This is a genomic window from Pseudomonas mendocina (assembly GCF_900636545.1).
Lineage (GTDB): Bacteria > Pseudomonadota > Gammaproteobacteria > Pseudomonadales > Pseudomonadaceae > Aquipseudomonas > Aquipseudomonas mendocina.
The window spans coordinates 4,493,697-4,520,175 of the sequence record NZ_LR134290.1; the positions used below are offsets into that span (position 1 = coordinate 4,493,697).

Genomic DNA, 26,479 nt, shown 5'->3' on the forward strand with positions numbered 1-26,479 from the left:
GTTCCCGACTTCTTCGGAGCCGGCGCCACCCAGCACCTGCATGCACGACCGATCCCGAGCCAGCTTTCAGCATCGAGCGAGGTGAAGTCATGAGCATTTTCAGTCACTTCCAACAACGTTTCGAGGCGACCCGCCAGGAGGAGTACTCGCTGCAGGAGTACCTCGAACTGTGCAAGCAGGATCGCAGTGCCTACGCCACTGCGGCCGAGCGCCTGCTGATGGCCATTGGCGAGCCGGAGTTGCTGGACACCTCCAGTGATCCACGGCTGTCGCGCATCTTCTCCAACAAGGTGATCCGCCGCTATCCGGCCTTCGCCGACTTCCATGGCATGGAAGAATGCATCGACCAGATCGTCTCCTACTTCCGCCACGCCGCGCAGGGCCTGGAGGAGAAGAAGCAGATCCTCTACCTGCTGGGTCCGGTGGGTGGCGGTAAATCCTCGCTGGCCGAGAAGCTCAAGCAACTGATGGAGAAGGTGCCCTTCTACGCCATCAAGGGCTCGCCGGTGTTCGAATCGCCACTGGGGCTGTTCAACGCCACCGAAGACGGCGCCATTCTCGAAGAGGACTATGGCATCCCGCGCCGTTACCTCAGCTCGATCATGTCGCCGTGGGCCACCAAGCGCCTGCAGGAGTTCGGCGGCGACATCAGCCAGTTCCGCGTGGTCAAGCTGTACCCCTCGATCCTCAACCAGATCGCCGTGGCCAAGACCGAGCCGGGCGACGAGAACAACCAGGACATCTCCGCCCTGGTGGGCAAGGTGGACATCCGCAAGCTGGAGGAATACCCGCAGAACGACGCCGACGCCTACAGCTACTCGGGCGCTCTATGCCGGGCCAACCAGGGCCTGATGGAATTCGTCGAGATGTTCAAGGCGCCGATCAAGGTGCTGCACCCGCTGCTGACCGCCACCCAGGAAGGCAACTACAACAGCACCGAAGGCCTCGGCGCGATCCCCTACAGCGGCATCCTGCTGGCCCACTCCAACGAATCGGAGTGGCACAGCTTCCGTAACAACAAGAACAATGAAGCCTTCATCGACCGTATCTACATCGTCAAGGTGCCCTACTGCCTGCGGGTGACCGACGAGATCAAGATCTACGACAAACTGTTGATCAACAGCTCGCTGGCCAAGGCCCATTGCGCCCCGGACACGCTGAAGATGCTCGCCCAATTCTCCACCCTGTCACGCCTCAAGGAGCCGGAGAACTCCAACATCTACTCGAAGATGCGCGTCTACGACGGCGAGAACCTCAAGGATACCGACCCGAAAGCCAAGTCGATCCAGGAGTACCGCGACAGCGCTGGCGTCGACGAGGGCATGAACGGCCTGTCGACCCGCTTCGCCTTCAAGATCCTGTCCAAGGTGTTCAACTTCGACCCGCATGAGGTGGCGGCCAACCCGGTACACCTGCTCTACGTGCTGGAGCAGCAGATCGAGCAGGAGCAGTTCCCCGCCGAAGTACGCGAGCGCTACCTGCGCTACATCAAGGAATACCTGGCGCCACGTTACATCGAGTTCATCGGCAAGGAAATCCAGACCGCTTACCTGGAGTCCTACAGCGAGTACGGGCAGAACATCTTCGACCGTTACGTGCTGTACGCAGACTTCTGGATCCAAGATCAGGAATACCGCGACCCGGAAACGGGCGAAATCCTCAACCGCGTGGCGCTGAACGAAGAACTGGAGAAGATCGAGAAGCCAGCCGGCATCAGCAACCCGAAGGACTTCCGCAACGAGATCGTCAACTTCGTGCTGCGTGCCCGCGCCAACAACAACGGCAAGAACCCCACCTGGCTCAGCTACGAGAAGCTGCGCGTGGTGATCGAGAAGAAGATGTTCTCCAACACCGAGGACCTGCTCCCGGTCATCAGCTTCAACGCCAAGGGCAGCAAGGAGGATCAGCAGAAACACAACGACTTCGTCAAACGCATGGTCGAGCGCGGCTACACCGAGAAACAGGTACGCCTGCTGTCGGAGTGGTATCTGCGCGTACGTAAATCGCAGTAAGCGGCCTCAGGCGGCAGGCCGCAGGCTCCAGGCGAAAGCGCTTGCAGCCTGGGGCCTGAGGCCTGCAGCGCCCGGAGGGCTTGTATGAGCTACGTAATCGACCGACGCCTCAACGGCAAGAACAAAAGCACGGTGAACCGCCAGCGTTTTCTGCGGCGCTACCGTGAGCACATCAAGAAGGCGGTAGAGGAAGCCGTCAGCCGGCGCTCCATTACCGACATGGAGCACGGCGAGCAAATCAGCATTCCCGGCCGAGATATCGACGAACCGGTGCTGCATCATGGTCGCGGCGGCAAGCAGACCATCGTCCACCCCGGCAACAAGGAATTCACCACCGGCGAACGTATTCCTCGCCCACAAGGCGGTGGCGGCGGACGAGGCAGTGGCAAGGCGAGCAACTCCGGCGAAGGCATGGACGAGTTCGTGTTCCAGATCACCCAGGAGGAATTCCTCGACTTCATGTTCGAGGACCTGGAGCTGCCTAACCTGGTCAAGCGCCACCTCACCGGCGCCGACACCTTCAAGACCGTGCGCGCCGGCATCAGCAACGAGGGAAACCCTTCGCGCATCAACATCGTGCGCACCCTGCGCTCGGCGCATGCACGGCGCATCGCCCTGTCCGGCTCCAGCCGCGCCAAGCTGCGCGAAGCCAAGGCAGAACTGGAGCGACTGCGACGGGAAGAGCCGGACAACTTCGGCGATATTCAGGCCATTCAGGAGGAAATCGAGCGGCTCAGCGCGCGCATCCATCGCGTGCCGTTTCTCGACACTTTCGACCTCAAGTACAACCTGCTGACCAAGCAGCCCAACCCAAGCTCCAAGGCGGTGATGTTCTGCCTGATGGACGTCTCCGGCTCCATGACCCAGGCCACGAAGGATGTCGCGAAGCGCTTCTTCATCCTGCTGTACCTGTTCCTCAAGCGCAATTACGACAAGATCGACGTGGTGTTCATCCGCCACCACACCAGTGCCAAGGAAGTGGACGAGGAGGAGTTCTTCTACTCCCGCGAGACCGGCGGCACCATCGTCTCCAGCGCCCTGAAGCTGATGCAGGAGGTGATGGCCGAGCGCTATCCAATCAACGAATGGAATATCTACGCCGCCCAGGCGTCGGACGGCGACAACTGGAACGACGACTCGCCGGTATGCCGGGATATATTGATCAACCAGATCATGCCGTTCGTGCAGTACTTCACCTACGTCGAGATCACCCCACGTGAGCACCAGGCGCTGTGGTTCGAGTACGAACAGGTGGCCGCGGCCTTCGCCGACAGCTTCGCCCAGCAGCAACTGGTGTCCGCCGCGGACATCTACCCGGTGTTCCGCGAACTGTTCCAGCGTCGCCTGGTGAGTTGAGGGCCAAGCCATGAATGCCAGCACGAGAAAACGCGAGCCGATCTCCACCGGCTCGGAATGGACCTTCGACCTGATCCGCCAATACGACAAGGAAATCGCGCGCATCGCCGAACGCTATGCGCTGGACACCTACCCCAACCAGATCGAAGTGATCACCGCCGAGCAGATGATGGACGCCTACGCCTCGGTCGGCATGCCGCTGGGCTACCACCACTGGTCGTACGGCAAGCACTTCCTCGCCACCGAAAAGGGCTACAAGCGCGGGCAGATGGGCCTGGCCTACGAGATCGTGATCAACTCCGATCCGTGCATCGCCTACCTAATGGAGGAGAACACCATCTGCATGCAGGCCCTGGTGATCGCCCATGCCTGCTATGGCCACAACAGCTTCTTCAAGGGCAACTACCTGTTCCGCACCTGGACCGATGCCAGCTCGATCATCGATTACCTGGTGTTCGCCAAGCAGTACATCATGCAGTGCGAGGAACGTTACGGCATCGACGCCGTGGAGGAGTTGCTCGACTCCTGCCACGCCCTGATGAACTACGGCGTCGACCGCTACAAACGGCCCTACCCCATCTCCGCCGAAGAAGAACGGCGCCGGCAGAAAGACCGTGAAGAGCACCTGCAGAAGCAGATCAACGACCTCTGGCGCACCATTCCCAAAAGTGCGGACAAGGGCGGCGAGAAGGACAGCAAGCGCTTCCCGGCCGAACCGCAGGAAAACATCCTCTACTTCCTGGAAAAACACGCGCCGCTGCTGGAGCCCTGGCAGCGTGAGGTGATCCGCATCGTGCGCAAGATCGCCCAGTACTTCTACCCGCAGCGCCAGACCCAGGTGATGAACGAAGGCTGGGCCACCTTCTGGCACTACACCCTGATGAACGACCTGTACGACGAAGGCCTGGTCACCGACGGCTTCATGATGGAGTTCCTGCAATCACACACCAGCGTGGTCTACCAGCCACCGTTCGACAGCCCCTACTACAGCGGCATCAACCCCTACGCCCTGGGCTTCGCCATGTACCGCGACATTCGCCGTATCTGCGAAAACCCGACCGAGGAGGACAAACGCTGGTTCCCGGATATCGCCGGCAGCGACTGGCTGACCACCCTCAAGTTCGCCATGACCAGCTTCAAGGATGAGAGCTTCATCCTGCAGTTCCTCTCGCCCAAGGTGATCCGCGACTTCAAGCTGTTCGGCATCCTCGATGACGACCAGAAGGACGAACTGGTGGTGCCTGCCATTCATGACGAACCCGGCTACCGCACCATCCGTGAACTGCTCGCCGCCCAGTACAACCTGGGCAACCGCGAGCCCAACGTGCAGATCTGGAACATCGACCGCCGCGGCGACCGCTCGCTGACCCTGCGCCATCAGCAGCACGACCGCAAGCCACTGGGCGACTCCACCGGCGAGGTGCTCAAGCACCTGCATCGCTTATGGGGTTTCGATATCCACCTAGAGGTATGCCAGGGCGACCAGTTGATCACCACTCAGCATGTGCCACCACGCGGCAGCTCGGAGAACGACAACGAATACCCGCGGCTGGACCTGATCATTCCACCCATTTGATCGGTTGCCGGTCATGGCCCAAGCCCTCAGCATCGCAGGCAGACTCCGCGAGATGCCCTGCATGCGCCTATTCCTCGTCATTCTGTTGTGCCTGGGGCTGGCCACTTGTGCCAGCCACATCCCCCAGGCACGCATCCTAAGCCCTGCCGATGCCTCACTTGCCGGACGCTATGGTTTCGAATTGATCGACCCACAGGCCAGCCTGGAGGGCGACTCGCCCTTTCCCGAGCGCTATCGCCAGTTGCCACAACTCTTGCGCCACGGCCTTTCGGCCCGTGGCTACCACGAAAGCCAACAGCCACAACTACGCGTCTATTACTGGCTGGCCGTGCAGGATGGTCCGCTATTGTTCAAGGTCGACGCGCCGCCACCGAACCCGCTCGGTTCTTATCAGGCCATCCATCACCTGCGTGACGAAACCGGTACCTTGCGCCTGCGCCTGACCGATCTCGACCAGCTCATACTCTGGGAAGGCGTGATCAGTACCGGCCTGAGCCCTGCACGTGACAGCGCCGAGCTGCTGGAGCGCGCCGTGCAAGTGCTGACCGAGCAGATTCCGCTAGCCACACCGTAGCCCGGATGCAATCCGGGGATATCCGCGCGAACGTCCCGGATTGCATCCGGGCTACCTCCCAGTCCCGACCAGCCGCTATCCTCTGCGCTCAGTGGAGGAACACACATGCAGATCTACAAAGTCGGCGGAGCAGTACGCGATCGCCTGCTCGGCCGTCCCGTCAGTGAAGTGGACTGGGTCGTGGTCGGCGCCAGCGCAGAACAGATGCTAGAGCTCGGTTATCGCCCGGTGGGCGCCGATTTTCCGGTGTTCCTGCACCCGCAGACGGGTGAGGAATATGCCCTGGCCCGCACCGAGCGCAAGAGCGGCCGCGGCTATGGCGGTTTCACTTTTCACGCCAGCCCGGACGTGACGCTGGAAGAAGACCTGATCCGCCGCGACCTGACCGTCAACGCCATGGCCGAGGACGATCATGGCCGGCTGATCGACCCTTATGGCGGTCAGCAGGATCTTCAGGCCCGCCTGCTTCGTCACGTTTCCCCGGCCTTCGCCGAAGATCCGCTACGCGTACTGCGTGTTGCCCGCTTCGCCGCACGCTATGCGCCGCTCGATTTCAGCGTTGCGCCTGAAACCCTGGCGCTGATGCGTCAGTTGGCAGAGTCCGGCGAACTGGGTCATCTCACCGCCGAACGCAGCTGGAAGGAAATCTCTCGCGCGCTGATGGAGCCGCGCCCGGATGTATTCATCCAGGTGCTACGCGACTGCGGCGCGCTGGCCGCCCTGCTGCCGGAAGCGGATAAGCTGTTCGGCGTGCCGCAACCACAGACGCATCACCCCGAAGTCGACACCGGTGTGCATGTGCTGAGCGTGCTTCGCCAGTGTGCGGAGCACGACCAGCCGCTCAACGTGCGCTGGGCCTGCCTGCTGCACGATGTCGGCAAGGGGCTGACGCCAGAGGCCGAATGGCCGCGGCATATCGCTCATGAACATAAGGGGCTGCGCCTGATCCAGACGATCAATGAGCGCTGCAAGGCACCGCGCGACTGCGCCGAACTGGCAATGCTGGTGGGTGAATTCCATACCCACGGCCACCGCGCACTGGAACTGCGCCCCTCGACATTGCTCGAGCTGCTACAGCGCTTCGACGTGTTCCGCCGCCCGCAACGCTTCGCCGAGTTCGTCGCCGCTTGCGAGATGGATGCCCGTGGCCGCCAGGGCCTGGAACAGCGCGATTATCCACAAGCTGCTTACCTGTTGGGCGCCGCGGAGGTGGCGCGCCAGGTGGCGGTCAAACCGCTACTGGAGAAGGGATTCAAAGGCGCGGAGCTGGGCGAGGCGCTCAACCGCGAACGCCTGCAGGCGCTCAAGACCTACAAAGAACAGCACATCGCGTAGGAGCGGCTGGGCGGCATTCCGTTTCAGCCGCGAAACTCCGCAGCCGCCTTTTCGCGGATAAATCCGCTCCTACCGGTCAACGCCAACCCGTAGCCCGGATTGCATCCGGGCTACGAAGAGCGCGCCTGCAGCAACTCGGCCGGCGTCAGCTCGACACCGCGCCACTGGAAGGCCGCTGGCCATAACTGCTGATCGATCTGCGCCGACGCCCAGAGCTCGGCGAACGAACGCCCATCCACCGGGTGGCACACCTGCGGTGCCAGCAAGGCCAGAGGCCAGAGCACGAAGGCGTTCTTGAGAATTTCCGCGCGCGGCAGGATCAGGCCGTTGAAGTTGCCGACCTGTTCACCATACAGCAGCACATCGATATCCAGCGGCAGGCCCTTGCGGTCCGGTGCGTAGCGGCCGTTATCAGCCTCGATGAACTTCAGCCGGCGGTCCAGTTCCAGCAGCGGCAGCTCGGTTTCGCCAACCACCACCAGATTGAAGAAATTTCCGCTCTTGATGCCCACCGCATGGCTTTCGAAAACCGGCGAGCAGCGCATATCGCTGAGCACACCAGCCAGTGCATCGAGCCCGGCACATAGATGAACCTCGCGCTGCACGTTGCTGCCGAGGCCGAGAAAGACCCGAGTCAGAGGCATCCGCGCTCGATCTCCACACCTACGCCGCCACGTGCGGCCGGCACTGCACCGGGCTTGGTCAGCTTCAGGCGTATCCAGGGTATGTTGAACTCGTCCATCAGAAGCTGCACCAGACGCTCGGCAAAGGTCTCGACCAGAATGAACTGCGATTCGGTCGCAAAGGCCTGGATACGCGTGGACACGCTGGCATAGTCGAGCGCCAGGTTGAGGTCATCACCGGCTGCGGCCGGGCGGTTGTCCCAGCCCATCTGCAGGTCCAGACGCAGGCACTGGCGAATGTCGCGCTCCCAATCGTAAGCGCCGATCACCGTGTCGACTTCCAGCCCCTCGATAAATACTCTGTCCACCCGCACTCTCCGCGCCACGACAAGGGCGCTGCACCTCGTTAGAATCGGGCCACCCCATGCCCTGGAATGGCCACCATGTTCTGGCTTCTGGCAATCCTTGCCTACCTGCTCGGTTCGTTGTCCTTCGCCATCCTGCTCAGCCGACTCGCTGGCGGGCCGGACCCGCGTGCCAGTGGCTCGGGCAACCCCGGCGCCACCAATATGCTGCGCGTGGCCGGCAAGAAGCTCGCCGTCATGACGCTGATCGGCGACCTGCTCAAGGGCCTGCTGCCGATCCTCATCGCCAAGCTGCTCGGCCTGAGCCTGCATCAGCAGGCCTGGATCGGCCTGGCGGCCGTCGTCGGCCACCTTTACCCGCTGTACTTCCGTTTTCGCGGCGGTAAGGGCGTCGCCACTGCCGCCGGCATGTTGCTCGGTCTCTATCCGCCGGCGGCCTTGCTCGCGCTGGCTGCCTGGGCACTGGTGTTCCTGCTCACCCGCACCAGTTCGCTGGCATCGCTGATCGCCACACCGCTGACGCTACCGCTGCTGGCCTGGCAACAACCGGCGGCCTTGCTGCCGGCCTGCGTATTGACCGGGTTGATCGTGTGGCGTCACCGCAGCAACCTGCGCGATTTGTTCGCCGGGCGCGAGCGGCGTTTTTAGGCAACCTGTCAGAACGCAAATCGCGGCTGAAGCCGCTCCTACAGAGCAAGCATCTGGTTAAATCGCCGGCAGCGACTCCATCGGCCAGCGCGCCTGCACCTTGATCGCCAGATCTTCATGCTGCCCGGCCAGCAAACGCTGGCAACCGGCGTATGCGATCATCGCGCCATTGTCGGTACAGAAACGCGGCCGCGCATAGAACACCTTGCCCTTCATCTCGCCCAGCATACGTTCCAGATGCTCGCGCAGCGCCTTGTTGGCACTCACGCCGCCGGCGATGACCAGGCTGTTCAGCCCACTCTGCTTGAGCGCACGTTTGCACTTGATGGTCAGAGTCTCAACCACCGCCTTCTGGAAGGCCAGCGCGATGTCGCGCCGGGCTTGGTCGAGGTCGTCGCCATTGTCGCGGCATTGCTGCCAGGTATTCAGAGCGAAGGTTTTCAGACCGCTGAAACTGAAATCCAGGCCCGGCCGATCGGTCATCGGCCGCGGGAAGACGAAACGCCCCGGCGTACCCTGCTCGGCCAGCTTGGCGATCTCCGGGCCGCCGGGGTAATTCAGGCCCATCAGCTTGGCGGTCTTGTCGAAGGCTTCGCCGGCTGCATCATCCAGCGACTCGCCGAGCAGTTGGTACTGGCCGATGCCATCGACCCGCACCAGCTGGGTATGGCCACCGGACACCAGCAGGGCGACGAACGGAAAGGCCGGCGGCTGCTCTTCCAGCATCGGCGCCAGCAGATGACCTTCCATATGGTGCACACCGACAGCCGGAATGCCCCAGGCGAATGCCAGCGCCTGCGCGCAGGAAGCGCCCACCAGCAGCGCCCCGACCAGGCCGGGACCCGCCGTGTAGGCCAGCGCATCGATATCGCTGGCCTGCTTGCCGGCTTCATCCAGCACCTGGCGGATCAGCGGCAGCATGCGTTTGACGTGATCACGCGAGGCCAACTCGGGCACCACACCGCCATACACACGGTGCAAGTCGATTTGGCTGAACAGGGCATCAGCCAGCAGGCCACGCTCGCTGTCATAGAGCGCGACGCCGGTTTCATCGCAGGAAGTTTCCAATCCCAGTACGAGCATAGAGCTTGAACCTTGGTTTGCCGCATAGAACAAAGGCGCGCATGATAAGCGCCGCCCGGCGGAGCGACCAGCGCTTTTCGACCTAAGGGCTTTGCATTCCGCGCGGCGAGGCGGTAACATCCGCAACCCTTGAAAACCGACGCATCCCGAGCCATCTGCCGGGCACGCGTTGAAACCGGTAATTAAAGATAGGTACGACCTGGATGCCAGCCGTCAAAGTTAAAGAGAACGAACCCTTCGACGTAGCCCTGCGTCGTTTCAAGCGCTCCTGCGAAAAAGCCGGTGTACTGGCTGAAGTTCGCAGCCGCGAATTCTACGAAAAGCCGACCGCTGAGCGTAAGCGCAAAGCCGCTGCCGCTGTTAAGCGTCACGCCAAGAAAGTGCAGCGCGAACAGCGCCGCAGCGTTCGCCTGTACTAATACCGTACACGCCACGCTCGAATGCCCGGCTCAGGCCGGGCATTGCATTTTAAAGACTCCGCCTCGCGCCTTAGCGAGTAAGCGGAGTTTTTGCTTTTCTACCCATCCGTTGTCCAGCGCTTGCGCCGGGCAGTATGCTGAGCGTCTATGGCCGGCCTGATCCCGCAATCCTTCATCGATGACCTGCTCAACCGCACCGACATCGTCGATGTGGTGAGTTCGCGCATCCAGCTGAAGAAGACCGGCAAGAACTACAGCGCCTGCTGTCCTTTCCACAAGGAAAAGACCCCCTCCTTCACGGTCAGCCCGGACAAGCAGTTCTACTACTGCTTCGGCTGCGGTGCCGGCGGCAATGCCCTTGGCTTCGTCATGGACCACGATCAACTGGAGTTCCCCCAGGCGATCGAGGAGCTGGCCAAGCGCGCCGGCATGGATGTACCACGTGAGGAAAGCGGCCGCGGACACAAACCCAGGCAGCCCGTCGACTCACCGCTCTACCCGCTGCTCAATGCCGCCGCCGAGCACTATCGCCAGGCGCTGAAGAGCCATCCACAGCGCAAGTACGCCGTGGACTACCTAAAAGGCCGCGGCCTGACCGGTGAGATCGCCCGCGACTTCGGCATCGGTTTCGCCCCGCCCGGCTGGGACAACCTGCTCAAGCAGCTGGGTGCCGACGCCCTGCAACAGAAAGTCATGATCGACGCCGGCCTGCTGATCGAGAACGCCGAGAACGGCAGGCGCTACGACCGCTTCCGCGACCGCATCATGTTCCCCATCCGCGACAGCCGCGGCCGGGTGATCGCCTTCGGCGGCCGCGTACTGGGCGACGACAAGCCCAAGTACCTGAACTCGCCGGAGACCCCGGTATTCCACAAGGGCCAGGAGCTTTACGGCCTGTACGAGGCGCGCAAGCACAACCGTGATCTTGACGAGATCATGGTGGTCGAAGGCTACATGGACGTCATCGCCCTCGCCCAGCAAGGCCTGCGCAATGCCGTGGCGACTCTCGGCACGGCCACCAGCGAAGAACACCTCAAGCGCCTGTTCCGCATCGTGCCCAGCGTGCTGTTCTGCTTCGACGGCGACGCCGCCGGACGCAACGCTGCCTGGCGCGCGCTAGAATCCACCCTGCCGAGCCTGCAGGACGGCCGCCGCGCGCGCTTCCTGTTCCTGCCCGAAGGCGAGGACCCGGACACCCTGGTGCGTGCCGAAGGCACCGACGCCTTCCGCGCACGCATCAACCAGCACGCCCAGCCGCTGGCCGACTACTTCTTCCAACAGCTCTGCGAAGAAGCCGACCCGCGCTCACTGGAAGGCAAGGCGCACCTGGTGACGTTGGCCGCGCCATTGATCGACAAGATCCCCGGCAACAACCTGCGCGCGCTGATGCGCCAGCGCCTGAGCGAGCTCACCGGCCTTTCCGGCGAAGCCATGAACCAGGTTGCCAGCGCCCCACGCAGCCATGCGCCGAGCACGCCCAGCCACGCCCCCAGCAGCGATTACCCGGATTACGGCGACATTCCCGACAGCGCCTACTACGACAGCCTGCCGGATGTCGGCGGCTACGAGCAGCCCGCCCCGCCTCAACAACAGCACTACGAGCGCCAAAACGAAGGCGGCAAAGGCAGCTGGAAGAAAGACGGTGGCAAATGGAGCAAGAAGGGCAAGGGCGATTTCGCACCACGTGCCCCGCGCACCGCGGTGAGCGTCGAATCACCACATCTGATCGCTCTGCGCACCTTGCTGCACCATCCGCAGCTGGCGCAAAAGGTCGAGGATGTCAGCCACTTCGCCGACGAAGAGGACACCTACGCGCAACTTCTGGTAGCACTGGTCGGTGCCCTGCAGAAAACGCCCAACCTGCGTTCGCTGCAACTGATCGCTCGCTGGCACGGCACCGAACAGGGCCGTCTGCTGCGGGCACTGGCGGAGAAGGAATGGCTGATTCAGGGCGACAACCTTGAACAGCAGTTTTTCGACACCATTACTACACTTGCAAACAGTCAATCGCAGAGGCGGCGTGAAAAGGCGCTCCGCAGCATCATTCATAAAAGCCCCAGCGAGCTCACAGACGAGGAAAAGACATTGCTCAGAGAGCACTACAGCCTCACTTCCTCACCGAGCAGCAAGTCCCCAACTGGCGCCTAAAGCCAAAACCGAGGTATAATCCTCGGCTTGTTTTCAGCCCGCCAAGACCTTCAGTGGATAGGGTGTTATGTCCGTAAAAGCGCAACAGCAATCTCGTTTGAAAGAATTGATCAGCCGTGGTCGCGAGCAGGGTTACCTGACGTACGCGGAGGTCAATGACCACCTGCCGGAAGACATTTCCGATCCGGAACAGGTGGAAGACATCATCCGCATGATCAACGACATGGGGATCAACGTATTCGAGAGTGCTCCGGATGCGGACGCCTTGCTGTTGGCCGAAGCCGACACCGACGAGGCTGCAGCCGAAGAAGCCGCTGCCGCCCTCGCCGCCGTTGAGACCGATATCGGCCGCACCACCGACCCGGTGCGCATGTACATGCGCGAAATGGGTACCGTGGAACTGCTGACCCGCGAAGGCGAAATCGAAATCGCCAAGCGCATCGAGGAAGGCATCCGCGAAGTCATGAGCGCCATCGCTCACTTCCCCGGCACTGTCGACGGCATCCTCGCCGAATACAACCGCGTCACCACCGAAGGCGGCCGCCTGGCCGAAGTCCTCAGTGGCTACATCGACCCGGATGACGGCAGCGTGCCTGACGAAGCCGCCGCCCCCGTTCCCGTCAAGGAAGGCGCCGCCGCTGAAGAAAGCGACGACGAAGAAGAAGACGAGAGCGGCGACGACGAGGAAGAAGAAGGCGATGGCGGCCCGGACCCGGAAGAAGCGGCTCGCCGTTTCACCGCCGTGGCCGAGCAGCAGGAAAAAGTCCAGAAGGCCCTGAAGAAGCACGGTCGCGGCAGCAAGCAGGCCATCGAAGAGCTGGCCACCCTGGCCGAGCTGTTCATGCCGATCAAGCTGGTGCCCAAGCAGTACGACGCCCTGGTCACCCAGGTGCGCGATGCCCTCGACCGCCTGCGTGCGCAAGAGCGCGCCATCATGCAGCTGTGCGTACGTGATGCGCGCATGCCGCGTGCCGACTTCCTGCGCCTGTTCCCGGGCAACGAAATCGACATGGACTGGGCCGCCGACCTGGCCAAGGGCAAGGCCAAGTACGCCGAAGCCCTAGGCAACCTGCAGGGCGACATCCAACGCTGCCAGCAGAAGCTGGCCGACCTGGAAGCCGAATGCAGCCTGAGCCTGGCCGAGATCAAGGACATCAACCGTCGCATGTCCATTGGTGAGGCGAAAGCTCGCCGCGCCAAGAAGGAAATGGTCGAGGCCAACCTGCGTCTGGTGATCTCCATCGCCAAGAAGTACACCAACCGTGGCCTGCAGTTCCTCGACCTGATCCAGGAAGGCAACATCGGCCTGATGAAGGCGGTGGACAAGTTCGAATACCGCCGCGGCTACAAGTTCTCGACCTACGCCACCTGGTGGATTCGCCAGGCGATCACCCGCTCGATTGCCGACCAGGCGCGCACCATCCGTATTCCGGTGCACATGATCGAGACGATCAACAAGCTCAACCGCATCTCCCGTCAGATGCTGCAGGAGATGGGCCGCGAGCCCACTCCGGAAGAGCTGGGCGAGCGTATGGAAATGCCCGAGGACAAGATCCGCAAGGTATTGAAGATCGCCAAAGAGCCGATTTCCATGGAAACCCCGATTGGCGACGACGAAGATTCGCACCTGGGCGACTTCATCGAGGACAGCACCATGCAGTCCCCGATCGACGTAGCCACGGTCGAAAGCCTCAAGGAAGCCACTCGCGAAGTCCTCGCCGGCCTCACTGCCCGTGAAGCCAAGGTCCTGCGCATGCGCTTCGGTATCGACATGAACACCGACCACACCCTCGAGGAAGTGGGCAAGCAGTTCGACGTTACCCGCGAGCGTATCCGCCAGATCGAAGCCAAGGCGCTGCGCAAGCTGCGTCACCCGACGCGAAGCGAGCATCTGCGCTCCTTCCTCGACGAGTGATACCAGAACCCCCGGCCCAGGCCGGGGGTTCTGCTTTCCGCCTCCGGCATGGCGCCTGCGCAGGCGTCGCAATCAAACTGCCATCCCCGCATTGGCCGGTCTACACTGCGACCATATCGATCCTGAAACGAGGCCGTTATGCCCCGCCTGCCGGCCATTTTGCTGTTGTGCCTGGCGTACTGGGTGACCCCCGCCCTGGCCCTGACACTCAACGAGAATGAGCGCACCTGGCTGGCGGCTCATCCCGAACTGAGCCTGGGTGTCGATGCTGCCTGGCCACCTTTCGAGTTTCGCGACGACCAGGGTCAGTACCACGGCCTGACCGCCGACTACGTGCGCCTGATCGAAGAGCGTCTCGGCGTGACCTTTCGCCCCGTCGAGCAAGGCAGTTGGAGCGCGATACTGGAACAGGCAAGCAGGGGCCAGGTCGACCTGCTACCCGGCGTGATGGCGACCGCCGAGCGCCAGGAATACCTGAGCTTCACCCGTCCCTACCTGGACTTCCCCATCATCATCCTGGCGCGCAACGGCGGCCCACAGCCCAAGCGGCTAACAGACCTGTACGGCCTCAAGGTCGCAGTGGTCACCGACTATGCACCGCATGAATTGCTGCGCCAGCATCACCCCGACCTCAACCTGCTGGCGCTGCCGAGTGTGGCCGCCGCGTTGCAGGCACTGGCCACAAACCAGGCCGACGCCATGGTCGGCGACCTCGCATCCAGCGTCTGGAGCCTGCGCCAGCTCAAGCTCGACGGCATCTATATCAGCGGCGAGACGCCCTACCGCTATCAACTGGCCATGGCCGTACCGCGTGGGCAGAGCATGCTGGTCGGCATTCTCGACAAACTTTTCGCCGAGCTCAGCACCGAGGAAATCGCCGCCTTGCAAGCCCCCTGGGTCGGCAACGTACTGGACACGCGCGACGCCTGGCACGAAATCCTGCTCTATGGCCTGCCAGCCGTGTTCGGCCTGTTGGCGATCATTGCCGCCATCCTCAGCATCAACCGCCGACTGAAACGCGAAATGCGCAACCGCGTGGCACTGGAGCAGGAGCTGCGCAGCCGTGAGCAGCACTTTCGCGACATGGTCGAGAGCCTCTGTGCCATCACCTGGGAAACCGAATCGAGCGGGCTCACCTACACCTACGTGTCACCGCACGCGGAAAAACTGCTGGGCTACCCCCTGCACGAATGGCTCGAGCCCGGCTTCTGGCAGCGCCACCTGCACCCCGACGATCATCAGCGCACCCTGCGCGACTGCCTCGAGCAATCCTCTGCCGGCAAAGACCACGCGCTGGAATACCGGCTGCTCGCCGCCGACGGGCGCATCGTATGGGTCCGCGATATCGTCACCCTGCTACAACGCAGCGACCAACAGGTGATTCGCGGCCTGATGATCGACATCAGCGAAGCCAAGCAGACCGAGCAGGCGCTGCGCCAGTCGGAACAGAAATTCGCCTCGGTGTTCCAGCAATGCCCGGACATCCTGATCATTGCCCGGCGAGCCGACGGCGTGCTGCTGGAGGTCAATACCGCCTTCACCGAGCAGACCGGCATCAGCATCGAACAGGCCGTCGGCAAGACCGCCACCGAGCTCGACCTCTGGGGCGTGCCCGGCATTGGCCCGAGCCTGCTGCTGCGCCTGCAGGACGAATGCCTACGCAATCTGGAACTGCCCTTTCGCCGCGCCGACGGCAGCCTGTTCATCGGCCTCATCTCCGCCAGCCCGTACATCCTCGACAACACCCCGGCGCTGGTCATGGTGGTGCGCGACATCAGCCAGCTCAAGAGCACCCAGCAGCAACTGCAGATATCCGAGGAGAAGTTCGCCAAGGCCTTCCATGCCTCGCCCGATGGCTTGCTGATCACCCGCATGCGCGACGGCCGGCTGATCGAAGCCAACGAAGGCTTCAGCCACATCACCGGCCACAGCTTCGACCAAGACGGCGAGCAGAGCACGCTCAGCCTGGGTATCTGGGCCGACCCGAAGGACCGCGAGAATATGGTGCAGTGCATCCGCGAGCACGGCAGCGTGCGCGACATGATCGCCCCGGTGCGCACCAAGAGCGGCCAGTTGCGCCTCTGCGAACTCTCCGCGCAGCCCTTGTCCATCAATGGCGAGGAATGCCTGCTGACCATCGCCCGCGACATCACCGAACGCCAGCAGATGCAGGAAGAGCTGCAGCAGGCCGCCACCGTCTTCGAAAGCACCGCCGAAGGCGTACTGATCACCGACCTCGAACAGCGCATCACCGCGGTCAACCGCGCCTTCACCCAGATCACCGGCTACAGCGAGGCCGAAGCCCTCGGCCAGCGCCCCACCCTGCTCTCCTCCGGCCAGCACGACAAAGCCTTCTACGCAGCCATGTGGCACAGCCTCGCGGCCAACGGACACTGGCAGGGGGAGATCTGGAACCGACGCAAGAACGGCGAGCTGTACCCGGAGTGGCTGACCATCAGCGCCGTGCGCAACCGCGACAACCAGATCACCCACTTCGTTGGCGTATTCGCTGACATCTCCAGCCTCAAGCATGCCCAGGCGCGTCTCGATCATCAGGCCCACCACGACCCGCTGACCGGCCTGCCCAACCGCCTGCTGTTCGAAAATCGCCTGCGCGGCGCTCTGGACGGCACGCGCGCCGATGACCAGCTCGGCGCCGTGCTGTTTCTCGACCTCGACCGCTTCAAGCAGATCAACGACAGCCTTGGCCATCCGGTCGGCGATCAACTGCTCAAGGCCATCGCCGAGCGTCTGCGCCTGCAACTGCGCGACATCGACACCGTGGCCCGCCTCGGCGGCGACGAATTCATCATCCTGCTGCCCGGCCTGCACCAGCCGCAGGATGCCGAGCAGATCGCGCAGAAACTGCTCGAATGCTTTGACGCGTCGTTCCAGCTCGACAACCACGAGTTCTTCATCAGTGCCAGCATCGGCATCAGCCTCTACCCCACGGACGGCCAGGATGTGGCCACCCTGGTAAAGAACGCCGACGCGGCCATGTACCAGTCCAAGGCCAAGGGACGAAACCGCTGCGAGTTCTATACCCGCTCGCTGACCTTCCAGGTCAACGAACGCATGGCCATGGAACAGGAACTGCGCCGCGCCCTCGAACGCAACGAGCTGTGCCTCTACTACCAGCCCAAGTTCTGCCTGCGCAGCCAGAGCCTGGTGGGCGCCGAAGCCCTAGTGCGCTGGCCGCACCCGGTATTCGGCGACATCCCGCCGGATCGTTTCATCCCGGTGGCCGAAGAAAGCGGGCTGATCCTGCCGCTGGGCGACTGGGTGCTGGAACAGGCCTGCCGCCAGTTGCAGGAATGGCAGGAAAGCGGCCGCGGCTTCGGCGCCCTTTCGGTCAACCTCGCCGGCGCGCAACTGCACCAGCCCAGCCTGCTACCGCGTATCAGCGCCCTGCTGCAACGCTACAACCTGGCGCCGGAACTGCTGCAGCTGGAGATCACCGAGAACTTCATCATGAACCAGGCCGAGGAAGCGCTGGACATCCTCCACCGTCTCAAGCAACTCGGCGTGCAACTGGCGATCGACGACTTCGGCACCGGCTACTCCTCGCTCAGCTACCTCAAACGCCTACCGCTGGACGTACTGAAGATCGACCAGTCCTTCGTCCGCGGCCTGCCGGACGACCCGCACGACCTGGCGATCACCCGCGCCATCATCGCCCTGGGCAACAGCATGCAACTGACGGTGATCGCCGAAGGCGTGGAAACCAAGGCTCAGGAACTCTGCCTGGCCGCCGAAGGCTGCCTGCAGATCCAGGGCTACGTGCTCAGCCGCCCACTCTCGGCCGACACCTTCGCCCGGAAATTTCTCCCGCCAGGTCAAGCGGTTGGCGCTGGCGAGAGCGCACCGGTATAATCCGCCGGCCTTCTGGGGGCCTATAGCTCAGTTGGTTAGAGCAGAGGACTCATAATCCTTTGGTCCACGGTTCGAGTCCGTGTGGGCCCACCACCTTCAAAGCCGCGCATTGCGCGGCTTTTGTATTCCTCAGTCCGGTTAGCTGAGCATCGCAATCTCTGATTTCCCCTGAACCTTTGCCCTTATTGCCCGGTCGGCTTTAATGTGAGGGGGTTATAGGTTTGGCATAGGGCCGAATGGTGGCGGAAGAAGCCGGATAAAGCCGGAAAGCCCCGGACGGCGCAGGCCCGGCAGGTTCAGTCTATGCCAAAAGGCTGCGAAGGCTGGAACGGGCCGGCCTACCCCTGGTAGCCCTGATTTCGCAGCTATTTGGCATAACCCTTTCAGATCATCCAGCCGCCAGCCCATACAACGCGACCGATGATCTGCAGCTCGCCCAGCCGATCCTTGGGGACGGTCATCGGGTCATATTCCTTGTTGTGGCTGATGATTCGCACCGAGCCATCAAACTGGCGCTGCAGGCGCTTGGCGTATAGGTGGTCATCGAGCATCACCACATAGACACCCTCACCCTCCAGAGTATTGCGGCTCAGGTCGATCATCACCGTATCGCCGTCATCAAGCAGCCCCACCATCGAATCGCCGTCTACACGCAGGCACGCCAGGAACGCGGGCTGCAGACCCTTTTTGCGCAGGCTGTAGCGCGTGAACGACAGGTTTACCAGCACGCGGCATCGCTCGTTCCATGCACCGCTCCCTGCGCTGCAGCGGGCGTCATAGAGCGGAACGTACGCGTACATATCCTCATCATCTTCCTGCTTCTGAGGTTCTGCTATCTGGGTCTCACCAAGCATGCTGCCATGACCTGTGGCCACCCAGTCCAGCGAGGCGCCCTTTGCCATAGCCAGGCGGGCCAGGGAGTCGAAGGACGGCATGCCTTCCTCTGCCAGCCACCTCTGCAGGGTCGATACGGCTACGCCAGCCATCGCGGCAGCCTGTTTACGGGATTCGAACAGGTCCGCTATCGCTTCAATGCGTGTTCCGATTCCTTTGCTGGGAAAAGGAACCGAATTTGCGCCTTCTTTGGTCTGTTCCGATTCTTCGTAACTCATTGATTTATCTCAGATTTATCTAAAAATCGCCCATGAGGTCGCATAAAAGAGAATCGGAACCGCAAAAACGGGCTTTGACCAGTCCCGTATTTGCGTTATGTTTATGCCCTAGGACAGGTTAGACGTCCCAAAAAAGCCACTTTCAAGTGGCGTAATTAGGACAAGGGCATGAACACTACCGAAATTCCAAACGACCCCACCCTTCGCTGGGAGTGGATCAAATTCCAGCTCCGCGCCAAGGGTTCCTCCCTCGCCATCGTTGCTCGCTCGCTTGGGCTTAGTGCCCAGGCCGTGAAGAACGCCAAGCGCCAGCCGTACCCAAGCGTCGAGCGTGCCATCGCCAAGGTTCTCAAGCTGCAACCGATGCAGCTTTGGCCGGAGCGCTGGAACGAGGACGGATCGCCTCACCGCCAGCGCCCCAACCGCGCGGAATCTGTGGGGCCGCAATTGCGAAAGCATAACCCAGCTCATGACCTTGGGCACCGTAAAACCGGAACGGAGGCTTGAACATGCGTCACGGAAAAGATGACCGCACCCTAGACATCTTCGATGTTCCCCAGCCGAAGCTGGCTGTGCCCGGCGAGGGCAACTATGCCGCCGAAGTCAGCCTGATGGTCGGCTCGCTGCTCAAGGGTCTGGATCGCCGCGAGCTGGCCGCACACATGTCGCGTCTGTCTGGTGATGACGTGAGCAAGCACATGCTCGACGCCTGGGCCAGCGCCGCACGCCAGGATCACAACATTCCCTTCTACCGTGTCCCGCTCCTGGAACAGAGCTGCGACAGCCACGATCTGACCGACTGGCTGGTCGAGCAGCGCGGCGGCCGCGCTGCTTATGGCACAGAGGCGCTCGATGCTGAGCTGGGGCGCTTGAAGCGCCAGGCCGCAGCCATCACCCGCCGCGCCCGTGACCTAGAGAAGCTCATGGGGGTGCGGAAATGACCAGCATCCCGCAAAGCCTCCTGGACGATCTTCGCCACGCCACGGAGTTCTATGACTGCTGCGTTGCTGAAAGCGCAGCCGGGCACAACGACGCCGAGACAGGCACGTTCCGCGATGCCGAGGACTGGCTCCGTAGTGCTGCGCTGAACCTGGGCGCGTTCCTTGTCCGTGGTGAGGTGCCCAATGCGTAAGTGGTTTACCTCCGCCGAGCTGGCAGGCCTGGACGGCATGCCAAGCACCGAACGCGGCGTGCGTAAGCTTGCTGAGCGCGAGGGCTGGGAAGGCCAACGCCGTCTCGGCTCCAAAGCCATCGAGTACCCGTTCGGGTGGCTTCCGCCCGAGACCCAGGCCGCCTTGTTGGCACGCCTTGTCGGTCAGGAAGAACCGCAACCGGAAACGATGCAGGAGCAAAAACCGTGTGAGCGTGACGCGCTTTCGGCGTCACGCTTTAGCGATTCGCAACGCTCGGTCATGCAGGCCCGCCTGTCGTTCGTACGCGAAATCGAGCGCATGAGTAAGGCCGTCACGCAACAGCGCGCCATCATGACGCTGGTAGGGCTGGCCCGTGACGGCGACCTTCCGCCTTATCTGGCTGAGCGCGTTGTCCGTGCTAATGACCGCAAGACGGCCGACCGTTCGCTAAGCGAACGCACCCTCATGCGCTGGCTGTCCGATTACCGCAACAAAGGCGAAGCCGGCCTGGCGCCAGTACGCCGCCAAGCGGACATGAGCGTGCCTGCTTGGGCGCCTGACTTCCTGCGCCACTACCAGCGGCCGACCAAGCCCAGCGTCGAGACGGCCTATGCCGAATACGCCGCGAAATGTACAGGCGACCGCCCGAGCATTCACCAAGTGCGGCGCTTCCTGAACAAGCTCAGCGCGGAGGCCCGCGAGCGTGGCCGCCGTAGCCCGCAGGAGCTGAAAGCGTTGCAGCCGTTCAAGCGCCGCGACACCCGCAGCATCATGCCGGGCGACGTGTACACGGCGGACGGCCACAAGTTTGACGCCGAGGTACTGAACCCGCGCACCGGCAAACCGTATCGCCCGGAAACCACCACAGTGCTCGACGTGGGCACACGCCGCGCCCTGGGCTATTCCATTGGCGAAGCCGAGTCGACAGTGGGCGTGCTCGACGCACTGCGCGATGCCGTGAAGCGTGGCGGCATGTTCGCGGTGTTCTACGTCGACAACGGCTCGGGCTTTGCCAACGACACCGTGCGTGAGGTGGTCGACCGCCTCGGCGGCACCATGACCCATGCGCTGCCTTACAACAGCCAAGCGCGTGGCTTGATCGAGCGTGCTCACCAGTCCATTTGGGTGACGGCTGCGAAGAAGCTGCCGAGCTACATCGGCGCCGCCATGGACAAGCACGCGGGCACTGCGGTGCACAGGATCAGCCGCAAGCAGTTGCGCGAGGCCGGCACCACCGCACTAATCCCGACCTTTGCCGAGTTCATCGCGGGCGTCGAGTTTGAGCTGGAGGCTTACAACAACAGGCCGCACCGTGGCCTGGCGAAAGTCCGCGATCCGCAGACCGGTCGCATGCGCCACATGAGTCCTAACGAAGCCTGGCAGGCAGCTATCGACAGCGGCTGGGAGCCGATGCTGGCGCCTGCAGAGCTGGTAGAGGACCTGATGCGCCCGCAAGTGGTCCGCCCTGTACGCCGTGGCGAAATCACCTGGGCCGGTCACAGATACTTCCTCGACAGCCTGCGCGATCTGCACGGCGAAGACGTGAGCGTGGCCTACGACGTGCGCGACGCCTCCCGCGTATGGGTTCGCACCCTGGAAGGCCACCTGCTCGGCGAGGCGCTTCTCGATGGCAACGCCAGCGACTACATGCCGAAAACGATGATCGAGCAGGCCTACGAGCGCCGCGAACACGGCCAGATGAAGCGCGCCATCGACAAACTGGAAACCGTGACCGGCAAGCGTGTCGAGCTGCTTGCACCGACTACGGCACCAAGCGCCAACCTGGAGCCGGTTCAGTTGGCCAGCGCCCAGCAATACGCCGCCCTGACTCTAGACGCCCAGGCCGCCGCGTTCACCGTGCCGGGTGACCCGATGGCCCGCTACGACCTCTGGCAGAGCCTCAACGAACGCCACCTCGCTGGCGCAACCCTCACCGATGACGAAGCCCGCTGGCATGAACGCTACCCGGCCCACCCGGACTTCGCCTCGATTCAACGCATGTATGACCAATTCGCGGAGCCGGCAACGGCCCGCGCTTGACCTGGGGAGTAACACCTATGAGCGTTTCCAAGATCGTACCTTTAACCAACGTCGGCCTCCTGGCCAGCGCCATTGACCGTGCCCTGCAACGCCCGGTCGGCCTGCCCGGCCTGGTAGTCATGTTCGGGCCGAGTGGCTTTGGTAAGTCCGTTGCCGCAGCCTGTGCCGCCAACCAGCACCGCGCCTATTACGTCGAGTGCCGTGATAGCTGGACTAAGAAGGCGTTCCTACTCGCCATCCTGCGCGATATGGCGATCACCCCGGCCCGCAACATCAGCGAGATGGTCGACCAGATCGCCGAGCAGCTCAGCTTGAGCAACCGGCCGCTGATCGTCGATGACGTGCAGTACCTCCTGGACAAGAGCGCGGCCAACGTCCTGACCGACCTCTACAACGCCAGCCAGGGCACCATCATCCTGATCGGTGAAGAGAAGGTCGCCAGCAGCCTGTCCAGGCTGGAGCGCCTGCACAACCGCGTGCTGGAGTGGGTGCCCGCCCAGGCTGCCAACCTGGTGGACGTCAAGCGCCTGGCCAGCGTCAGTTACCCGAACCTGCGCCTGGCAGATGATCTGCTGCAAGACCTGAACAACGCTGTTAAAGGCTGCCTGCGTCGGGTCGCGGTCAACCTGCACCGTGTGAACAGCGAAGCCACTGCGTCCGGTCTGGAAGAAGTTGACTTGGCCACTTGGGGCAAGCGCGGCTGGTTCACTGGCGCAGCCCCTGCGCGGAGGGTTGCTTGATGGCTGCCGGACGCAAAGCGATTCACTTGGAAATGCGCGGCGGTAAGAACAACCGGCAGCGCGTGTGGGAGGCCATCCGAGCGGCGGCCGACAGCTTCACCAGCTACAACGTGGCCCGCAAATCGAACGTCGACCACGCCACTGTCCGCACCTACCTCCAGGGGCTGATGAAGGGCGGCTATGTGAAGGTACTCAGTGGCGGCCGTTTCGAGGAACAGACCTTCGCCCTGGCTAATGACATCGGCGCGGAAGCGCCCGCTGTTACCCGTGACGGCAAAGCCAGCACGGCAGGTTCGGGAACCGAAGCCATGTGGCGCTCGCTGCGCATCCTGGGCGAGCTGGATGCCCAGGAGCTGGCGGATCAGGCCTCGATTGCGACGCCGACCACCCGAAGCACCGCCATGCGCTACCTACAGTGGCTGGTGCATGCCGGCTATGTCCAGGTCGTGAGCAAGGGCGCGCCGGGCAAGCCTGCCCGTTACCGCCTAATTCCCCAGCGCTACAGCGGCCCGCGCCCGCCGATGATTCAGCGGATTGGTCAGGTGTTTGACCCGAACCTGGGCAAGGTCGTTTACCGCCAGCCCGAGCCGGAGGGCGACGAATGAATCGCGCCGCCCGCGTAGACCTTTCGGCATGGGGCGAACAGCCGCCGCTGTTCGTCAGCCTGCTGGCACGTGAGGTCGAGAACAGCAACCGCACCAAGGCGGCCGGCCGCATCGGCATGAGCCGCACAGCCGTAACCCTGCTGTTGCAGAACCGCTACCCGTCACCAAGCACTGAGCACGTTGAGCGCCGTGTGATGGACACCCTCGGCCGCATCGAGTGCGTCGCGCTGGGTGAGGTGATCACGGCCGAGCAGTGCCAAAGCTACCGCGAAAAGCCCGCGCCTACCCACAACCCACACGCGATGCAGCACTGGCGCGCCTGCCATCACTGCCCGCAAAACCCCCGCTGTGCCGCACAGGAGCAACGTTATGGCAGCCACTGAGCAACGCCCGATGAAAGTCCTGACCCCAGCGCTGGCCACCAGCCTGCGCGACTTCAACGCAGCCGCCCGCCACCTCCAGGCCATGGGCGTGCGACTGCTGCAGATCAAACCCACTGAGAACCGCCTGGAGATCAGCCCCGAAGACGGCGAACGCCTGCAAGGCAAGCGCCTGACCGAGGGCTACCAGCGCCACGCCTCGGCAGGGAGTGACCGCATCACGGTGATGTTTGAGGGCGTAACCCTCGAATGGCGCCGCCCTATCAGCTACCGCGATTTTCAAATCATTCACTGAGAGAGGACCCCAAACATGGCACCGAAAAAACGACTGAAAGCCGCCGCTGCTCAGAACATCCCGCAGACCCGCGACCAGGTGGTAAGCGACATCAAAGCCATCGGCGACGTGCAGCGCGAAATCACCCGACTCGAAACCCAAATGAATGACGAAATCGGTGAAGTTACCGAGCGCTTTGCCGGCCCCGTCGATGATCTTAAAAAGCGCCTGGCTGCCCTGCAGGGCGGCGTACAGGGCTGGTGCGAGGCCCACCGCGCCGAGCTGACCGATAACAACAAGGTCAAGTTTGCCAACCTGGTGACCGGCGAAGTGCAGTGGCGCTGCCGCCCGCCGAGCGTGACCGTGCGTGGCGCCGATACCGTCCTGGAGTTGCTCAAGGTCAAGGGACTTGAGCGCCTGATTCGCACTAAGGAGGAGGTGAACAAAGAGGCCATCCTCAACGAACCGGAGGCCGTCGAAGGGCTGCCGGGCGTGACCATCAACCGCGATATCGAGGACTTCGCAATCGTGCCCTTTGAACAGGCGGTGCAGTGACATGAGCACTTCCATTGTCGAGTTCGCAGACAACGGTCAGGACTTCCTGCACTGGGTGCTGGATGCCGAGGGCGTGGTGGTCGACTCGCGCCCTTTTCAGGGCGACGTCTGGCGAGGGTTGAAAGTGACCAACCTGGAAAAGCTCAAGGCGGGCGGTGTGGTCGAGTACCGACACCACGGCCGCGCCGGTTGCATCAGCCACCTGGTGCGGTCGGTGGTTCCAGTCGTACCGACGGAGGTTGCGGTGCGGGCCAACGGCATTGCCGGGTACGTGACCAGTTCAGTTCGCGGCAAGAAAGTTTCCTGCACTCACAGCGACGAGTACGCAGTTCAACAGCTCGCCAAGAAGCTATTCCCAGACCGTCCTAGCGTTGTCGAGCGCGTGCCGTTCAAGGCAGACGGTCGTATACACAGCAAATGGCTCATTACTCCTGAGGGGGCTTGAAATGACCAAGTTCTATGCGGTCTGCGACATCAGCGGGGCAATCAGGATCACCGACGAGAAACCCTGCGAGGGGCAATTCGCCCTTGCCGTTGGGGAGTTTGATGCGGTGATCGACACCATTGCCAAGACCAGTGGTGGGTGCCCCGCCAACCAGGTTCCTGGCGTGGAGCCTAATGGCGATACCCGCGCAAACCTGGGCGCCATCGCTCGATACATCCAGCTGCTGGGCACTCTTGAAGTGCCGGGCTTTCGAGCGTTGGGGGTCTGAATGAGCAAGGTCACTTTCATTCTTGAAGACCAGGACGGCGATGTGCGGCTGACGCTGGACTTGCGCCAGGGCGACGAGCGCATGCCGGCTGGCCGCCTTGCCGGAGAGCTGTACGCGGATGCGATGCAGCGCATGTACCTGGCCCGCGTTCCGGCCTGCTACCGGCACCCGCCATCCAACACCCTCCATTGAGCGAAACCGCCCCGGCCTAGCCGGGGATGGTCTGCCCAGCGTGGTGGCTGGGTACTGACGAGCAGCCACTGGAGAGAACATGGATCGCAAGAAAGCCCTGGATAAGGTCAAGAAGTGCCTGGCCTTGGCCAATAGCAGCAACCCCAACGAAGCGGCCGCAGCGATGCGACAGGCCCGCGCGATGATGGAGAAGTACCAGCTAGAGCAGAGCGACCTGGACCTGTACGAGATCGAGGAGCACAGCGCCCGAAGCGGTTCGAAGATGAACCCCGCGCAATGGGAAGCCTACCTGGCGCAGATCATCGCCGAGGCCTATGCCTGCCGCCTTATTTTCATGCCCGGTCTGGGCGACTGGCGATTCGTTGGCGAGATGGCCGAGGTGGCTGGTTACGCCATGACCGTGCTGCTGCGCAAAGTGCGCCAGGCCCGCCGCGAGTACATCGGCAATGATCTGAAACGCTGCAAACCAGCCAACAAGACCAAGCGGGCCGACCAGTTCTGCGACGGCTGGGTGTGGGCTGTGCGCAAAGAGGTGATGCAGTTCGCAGGCGCCGCGCCATCAGATGCGACTGAGGCTTACATGCTCAAGCATTACCCCAAGTTGATCACCGGCAAGTCTATCGACCGCAACAGCAGCACCAAGGCTATGAGTCAGCGGGCGATTAGCGATGCTACAGCGGGCATCCGAGCAGCCAATGGTGTGCAACTGCAGCACGGTGTGCGTGGCGCCGAACAGCTGGCCCTGACCTGAGGACATGACGATGACCCTGACAAGCGCCCCTGTAGATGCGCCTGCGATAAAGCGGAG

At 62.7% G+C, this 26,479-nt stretch carries 27 protein-coding genes, 1 tRNA gene and 1 other RNA gene; 25 read left to right on the plus strand and 4 right to left on the minus strand.

The features are described from left to right. Nucleotides 1–89: 89 nt before the first annotated feature. The 5 genes from EL191_RS21035 to EL191_RS21055 all read left to right on the plus strand — a co-directional run bounded on the left by EL191_RS21035 (nt 90) and on the right by EL191_RS21055 (nt 6,853). Nucleotides 90–2,012, plus strand: coding sequence for a PrkA family serine protein kinase (locus tag EL191_RS21035; RefSeq protein WP_013717402.1), 1,923 nt, complete (start codon nt 90–92; stop codon nt 2,010–2,012). A gap of 84 nt (nt 2,013–2,096) precedes the next feature. Beyond that, nucleotides 2,097–3,368, plus strand: coding sequence for a YeaH/YhbH family protein (locus EL191_RS21040; RefSeq protein ID WP_017363006.1), 1,272 nt, complete (start codon nt 2,097–2,099; stop codon nt 3,366–3,368). Nucleotides 3,369–3,378: 10 nt separating this feature from the next. Further along, nucleotides 3,379–4,944 (plus strand): SpoVR family protein, encoded by a 1,566-nt coding sequence (locus tag EL191_RS21045; protein WP_041980088.1) that lies wholly within the window; start codon nt 3,379–3,381, stop codon nt 4,942–4,944. Between the two features lie 61 nt (nt 4,945–5,005). Then, nucleotides 5,006–5,518: a DUF4136 domain-containing protein gene (locus EL191_RS21050; RefSeq protein ID WP_041980137.1), complete on the plus strand. Its 513-nt coding sequence runs from the start codon at nt 5,006–5,008 to the stop codon at nt 5,516–5,518. Nucleotides 5,519–5,623: 105 nt separating this feature from the next. Next, the gene (locus EL191_RS21055) at nt 5,624–6,853 is read left to right on the plus strand and encodes a multifunctional CCA addition/repair protein (RefSeq protein WP_041980089.1); all 1,230 of its coding nucleotides are present in this window, start codon (nt 5,624–5,626) and stop codon (nt 6,851–6,853) included. A 110-nt stretch (nt 6,854–6,963) separates the two neighbouring features. Here the strand turns inward: EL191_RS21055 and folK are convergent, their stop codons facing one another. Both folK and folB read right to left on the minus strand, forming a co-directional pair. Then, nucleotides 6,964–7,497 carry a 2-amino-4-hydroxy-6-hydroxymethyldihydropteridine diphosphokinase gene (gene folK, locus EL191_RS21060; RefSeq protein WP_041980090.1) on the minus strand — a complete coding sequence of 178 codons (534 nt, stop codon included), beginning with the start codon at nt 7,495–7,497 and terminating at the stop codon, nt 6,964–6,966. Continuing rightward, the gene (folB, locus tag EL191_RS21065) at nt 7,488–7,844 is read right to left on the minus strand and encodes a dihydroneopterin aldolase (RefSeq protein WP_041980091.1); all 357 of its coding nucleotides are present in this window, start codon (nt 7,842–7,844) and stop codon (nt 7,488–7,490) included. The genes folK and folB overlap by 10 nt, the downstream gene beginning before the upstream one ends. A gap of 75 nt (nt 7,845–7,919) precedes the next feature. Between folB and plsY the strand changes: the two genes are divergently transcribed. After that, the gene (gene plsY, locus EL191_RS21070; RefSeq protein ID WP_041980093.1) at nt 7,920–8,489 is read left to right on the plus strand and encodes a glycerol-3-phosphate 1-O-acyltransferase PlsY; all 570 of its coding nucleotides are present in this window, start codon (nt 7,920–7,922) and stop codon (nt 8,487–8,489) included. 57 nt (nt 8,490–8,546) lie between these two features. On the opposite strand, the gene tsaD is transcribed toward plsY, so the two are convergent. Beyond that, on the minus strand, nt 8,547–9,572 hold the full coding sequence (gene tsaD / locus EL191_RS21075) for a tRNA (adenosine(37)-N6)-threonylcarbamoyltransferase complex transferase subunit TsaD (protein WP_041980094.1): 1,026 nt from the start codon (nt 9,570–9,572) through the stop codon (nt 8,547–8,549). A 203-nt stretch (nt 9,573–9,775) separates the two neighbouring features. Here tsaD and rpsU point away from each other — a divergent pair, with 203 nt between their 5' ends. From rpsU to EL191_RS21100, 5 genes are all read left to right on the plus strand, one after another. Then, complete coding sequence (gene rpsU / locus EL191_RS21080; protein WP_003290642.1) at nt 9,776–9,991, plus strand: 30S ribosomal protein S21; 216 nt, start codon at nt 9,776–9,778, stop codon at nt 9,989–9,991. A 147-nt stretch (nt 9,992–10,138) separates the two neighbouring features. Then, a complete protein-coding gene (dnaG, locus tag EL191_RS21085; RefSeq protein WP_017363013.1) occupies nt 10,139–12,139 on the plus strand; it encodes a DNA primase in 2,001 nt (666 codons plus the stop codon). 67 nt (nt 12,140–12,206) lie between these two features. After that, nucleotides 12,207–14,054, plus strand: a complete 1,848-nt coding sequence (gene rpoD / locus EL191_RS21090; RefSeq protein WP_013717412.1) for an RNA polymerase sigma factor RpoD — start codon at nt 12,207–12,209, stop codon at nt 14,052–14,054. A 138-nt stretch (nt 14,055–14,192) separates the two neighbouring features. Further along, nucleotides 14,193–17,927 (plus strand): EAL domain-containing protein, encoded by a 3,735-nt coding sequence (locus EL191_RS21095; RefSeq protein ID WP_041980097.1) that lies wholly within the window; start codon nt 14,193–14,195, stop codon nt 17,925–17,927. Nucleotides 17,928–17,943: 16 nt separating this feature from the next. Next, nucleotides 17,944–18,020, plus strand: a tRNA-Ile gene (locus EL191_RS21100). Between the two features lie 290 nt (nt 18,021–18,310). On the opposite strand, the gene EL191_RS21105 is transcribed toward EL191_RS21100, so the two are convergent. After that, on the minus strand, nt 18,311–19,039 hold the full coding sequence (locus EL191_RS21105) for a LexA family transcriptional regulator (protein ID WP_041980098.1): 729 nt from the start codon (nt 19,037–19,039) through the stop codon (nt 18,311–18,313). A gap of 168 nt (nt 19,040–19,207) precedes the next feature. On the opposite strand from EL191_RS21105, the gene EL191_RS21110 reads away from it, so the two are divergent. The 14 genes from EL191_RS21110 to EL191_RS21175 all read left to right on the plus strand — a co-directional run bounded on the left by EL191_RS21110 (nt 19,208) and on the right by EL191_RS21175 (nt 26,422). Beyond that, on the plus strand, nt 19,208–19,546 hold the full coding sequence (locus EL191_RS21110; RefSeq protein WP_041980099.1) for a helix-turn-helix domain-containing protein: 339 nt from the start codon (nt 19,208–19,210) through the stop codon (nt 19,544–19,546). A 2-nt stretch (nt 19,547–19,548) separates the two neighbouring features. Continuing rightward, the gene (locus EL191_RS21115; protein ID WP_041980100.1) at nt 19,549–19,980 is read left to right on the plus strand and encodes a hypothetical protein; all 432 of its coding nucleotides are present in this window, start codon (nt 19,549–19,551) and stop codon (nt 19,978–19,980) included. Then, complete coding sequence (locus tag EL191_RS21120) at nt 19,977–20,171, plus strand: hypothetical protein (RefSeq protein WP_041980101.1); 195 nt, start codon at nt 19,977–19,979, stop codon at nt 20,169–20,171. The genes EL191_RS21115 and EL191_RS21120 overlap by 4 nt, the downstream gene beginning before the upstream one ends. After that, nucleotides 20,164–22,212: a DNA-binding protein gene (locus tag EL191_RS21125; RefSeq protein ID WP_041980102.1), complete on the plus strand. Its 2,049-nt coding sequence runs from the start codon at nt 20,164–20,166 to the stop codon at nt 22,210–22,212. Before EL191_RS21120 ends, EL191_RS21125 begins: the two co-directional genes overlap by 8 nt. 17 nt (nt 22,213–22,229) lie before the next feature. After that, complete coding sequence (locus EL191_RS21130) at nt 22,230–22,952, plus strand: AAA family ATPase (RefSeq protein ID WP_041980103.1); 723 nt, start codon at nt 22,230–22,232, stop codon at nt 22,950–22,952. Beyond that, nucleotides 22,952–23,557 (plus strand): response regulator, encoded by a 606-nt coding sequence (locus EL191_RS21135; protein ID WP_041980104.1) that lies wholly within the window; start codon nt 22,952–22,954, stop codon nt 23,555–23,557. Before EL191_RS21130 ends, EL191_RS21135 begins: the two co-directional genes overlap by 1 nt. Next, complete coding sequence (locus tag EL191_RS21140; RefSeq protein ID WP_041980106.1) at nt 23,554–23,940, plus strand: hypothetical protein; 387 nt, start codon at nt 23,554–23,556, stop codon at nt 23,938–23,940. Before EL191_RS21135 ends, EL191_RS21140 begins: the two co-directional genes overlap by 4 nt. Next, nucleotides 23,927–24,232, plus strand: coding sequence for a hypothetical protein (locus tag EL191_RS21145; RefSeq protein ID WP_197721700.1), 306 nt, complete (start codon nt 23,927–23,929; stop codon nt 24,230–24,232). Before EL191_RS21140 ends, EL191_RS21145 begins: the two co-directional genes overlap by 14 nt. Nucleotides 24,233–24,247: 15 nt before the next feature. Then, nucleotides 24,248–24,766, plus strand: a complete 519-nt coding sequence (locus tag EL191_RS21150) for a host-nuclease inhibitor Gam family protein (protein WP_041980108.1) — start codon at nt 24,248–24,250, stop codon at nt 24,764–24,766. A 1-nt stretch (nt 24,767) separates the two neighbouring features. Further along, nucleotides 24,768–25,211, plus strand: coding sequence for a hypothetical protein (locus EL191_RS21155; RefSeq protein WP_041980109.1), 444 nt, complete (start codon nt 24,768–24,770; stop codon nt 25,209–25,211). 1 nt (nt 25,212) lies between these two features. Further along, nucleotides 25,213–25,479: a hypothetical protein gene (locus EL191_RS21160; RefSeq protein ID WP_052435039.1), complete on the plus strand. Its 267-nt coding sequence runs from the start codon at nt 25,213–25,215 to the stop codon at nt 25,477–25,479. Continuing rightward, a complete protein-coding gene (locus EL191_RS21165; protein WP_041980110.1) occupies nt 25,480–25,671 on the plus strand; it encodes a hypothetical protein in 192 nt (63 codons plus the stop codon). Then, nucleotides 25,670–25,742, plus strand: an RNA gene (locus EL191_RS21170) — hammerhead ribozyme type II. The genes EL191_RS21165 and EL191_RS21170 overlap by 2 nt, the downstream gene beginning before the upstream one ends. A gap of 8 nt (nt 25,743–25,750) precedes the next feature. Continuing rightward, nucleotides 25,751–26,422, plus strand: coding sequence for a DUF7168 domain-containing protein (locus tag EL191_RS21175; protein ID WP_041980111.1), 672 nt, complete (start codon nt 25,751–25,753; stop codon nt 26,420–26,422). The last annotated feature ends 57 nt before the right edge of the window (nt 26,423–26,479 follow it).

What these genes read in the sequence shown, in the direction of transcription:
- EL191_RS21035 (WP_013717402.1), top strand. Translation starts at nt 90, where the DNA reads ATGAGCATTTTCAGTCACTTCCAACAACGTTTCGAGGCGACCCGCCAG.
- EL191_RS21040 (WP_017363006.1), top strand. Translation starts at nt 2,097, where the DNA reads ATGAGCTACGTAATCGACCGACGCCTCAACGGCAAGAACAAAAGCACG.
- EL191_RS21045 (WP_041980088.1), top strand. Translation starts at nt 3,379, where the DNA reads ATGAATGCCAGCACGAGAAAACGCGAGCCGATCTCCACCGGCTCGGAA.
- EL191_RS21050 (WP_041980137.1), top strand. Translation starts at nt 5,006, where the DNA reads ATGCGCCTATTCCTCGTCATTCTGTTGTGCCTGGGGCTGGCCACTTGT.
- EL191_RS21055 (WP_041980089.1), top strand. Translation starts at nt 5,624, where the DNA reads ATGCAGATCTACAAAGTCGGCGGAGCAGTACGCGATCGCCTGCTCGGC.
- folK (WP_041980090.1), bottom strand. Translation starts at nt 7,497, where the DNA reads ATGCCTCTGACTCGGGTCTTTCTCGGCCTCGGCAGCAACGTGCAGCGC.
- plsY (WP_041980093.1), top strand. Translation starts at nt 7,920, where the DNA reads ATGTTCTGGCTTCTGGCAATCCTTGCCTACCTGCTCGGTTCGTTGTCC.
- tsaD (WP_041980094.1), bottom strand. Translation starts at nt 9,572, where the DNA reads ATGCTCGTACTGGGATTGGAAACTTCCTGCGATGAAACCGGCGTCGCG.
- rpsU (WP_003290642.1), top strand. Translation starts at nt 9,776, where the DNA reads ATGCCAGCCGTCAAAGTTAAAGAGAACGAACCCTTCGACGTAGCCCTG.
- dnaG (WP_017363013.1), top strand. Translation starts at nt 10,139, where the DNA reads ATGGCCGGCCTGATCCCGCAATCCTTCATCGATGACCTGCTCAACCGC.
- rpoD (WP_013717412.1), top strand. Translation starts at nt 12,207, where the DNA reads ATGTCCGTAAAAGCGCAACAGCAATCTCGTTTGAAAGAATTGATCAGC.
- EL191_RS21095 (WP_041980097.1), top strand. Translation starts at nt 14,193, where the DNA reads ATGCCCCGCCTGCCGGCCATTTTGCTGTTGTGCCTGGCGTACTGGGTG.
- EL191_RS21105 (WP_041980098.1), bottom strand. Translation starts at nt 19,039, where the DNA reads ATGAGTTACGAAGAATCGGAACAGACCAAAGAAGGCGCAAATTCGGTT.
- EL191_RS21110 (WP_041980099.1), top strand. Translation starts at nt 19,208, where the DNA reads ATGAACACTACCGAAATTCCAAACGACCCCACCCTTCGCTGGGAGTGG.
- EL191_RS21115 (WP_041980100.1), top strand. Translation starts at nt 19,549, where the DNA reads ATGCGTCACGGAAAAGATGACCGCACCCTAGACATCTTCGATGTTCCC.
- EL191_RS21120 (WP_041980101.1), top strand. Translation starts at nt 19,977, where the DNA reads ATGACCAGCATCCCGCAAAGCCTCCTGGACGATCTTCGCCACGCCACG.
- EL191_RS21125 (WP_041980102.1), top strand. Translation starts at nt 20,164, where the DNA reads ATGCGTAAGTGGTTTACCTCCGCCGAGCTGGCAGGCCTGGACGGCATG.
- EL191_RS21130 (WP_041980103.1), top strand. Translation starts at nt 22,230, where the DNA reads ATGAGCGTTTCCAAGATCGTACCTTTAACCAACGTCGGCCTCCTGGCC.
- EL191_RS21135 (WP_041980104.1), top strand. Translation starts at nt 22,952, where the DNA reads ATGGCTGCCGGACGCAAAGCGATTCACTTGGAAATGCGCGGCGGTAAG.
- EL191_RS21140 (WP_041980106.1), top strand. Translation starts at nt 23,554, where the DNA reads ATGAATCGCGCCGCCCGCGTAGACCTTTCGGCATGGGGCGAACAGCCG.
- EL191_RS21145 (WP_197721700.1), top strand. Translation starts at nt 23,927, where the DNA reads ATGGCAGCCACTGAGCAACGCCCGATGAAAGTCCTGACCCCAGCGCTG.
- EL191_RS21150 (WP_041980108.1), top strand. Translation starts at nt 24,248, where the DNA reads ATGGCACCGAAAAAACGACTGAAAGCCGCCGCTGCTCAGAACATCCCG.
- EL191_RS21155 (WP_041980109.1), top strand. Translation starts at nt 24,768, where the DNA reads ATGAGCACTTCCATTGTCGAGTTCGCAGACAACGGTCAGGACTTCCTG.
- EL191_RS21160 (WP_052435039.1), top strand. Translation starts at nt 25,213, where the DNA reads ATGACCAAGTTCTATGCGGTCTGCGACATCAGCGGGGCAATCAGGATC.
- EL191_RS21165 (WP_041980110.1), top strand. Translation starts at nt 25,480, where the DNA reads ATGAGCAAGGTCACTTTCATTCTTGAAGACCAGGACGGCGATGTGCGG.
- EL191_RS21175 (WP_041980111.1), top strand. Translation starts at nt 25,751, where the DNA reads ATGGATCGCAAGAAAGCCCTGGATAAGGTCAAGAAGTGCCTGGCCTTG.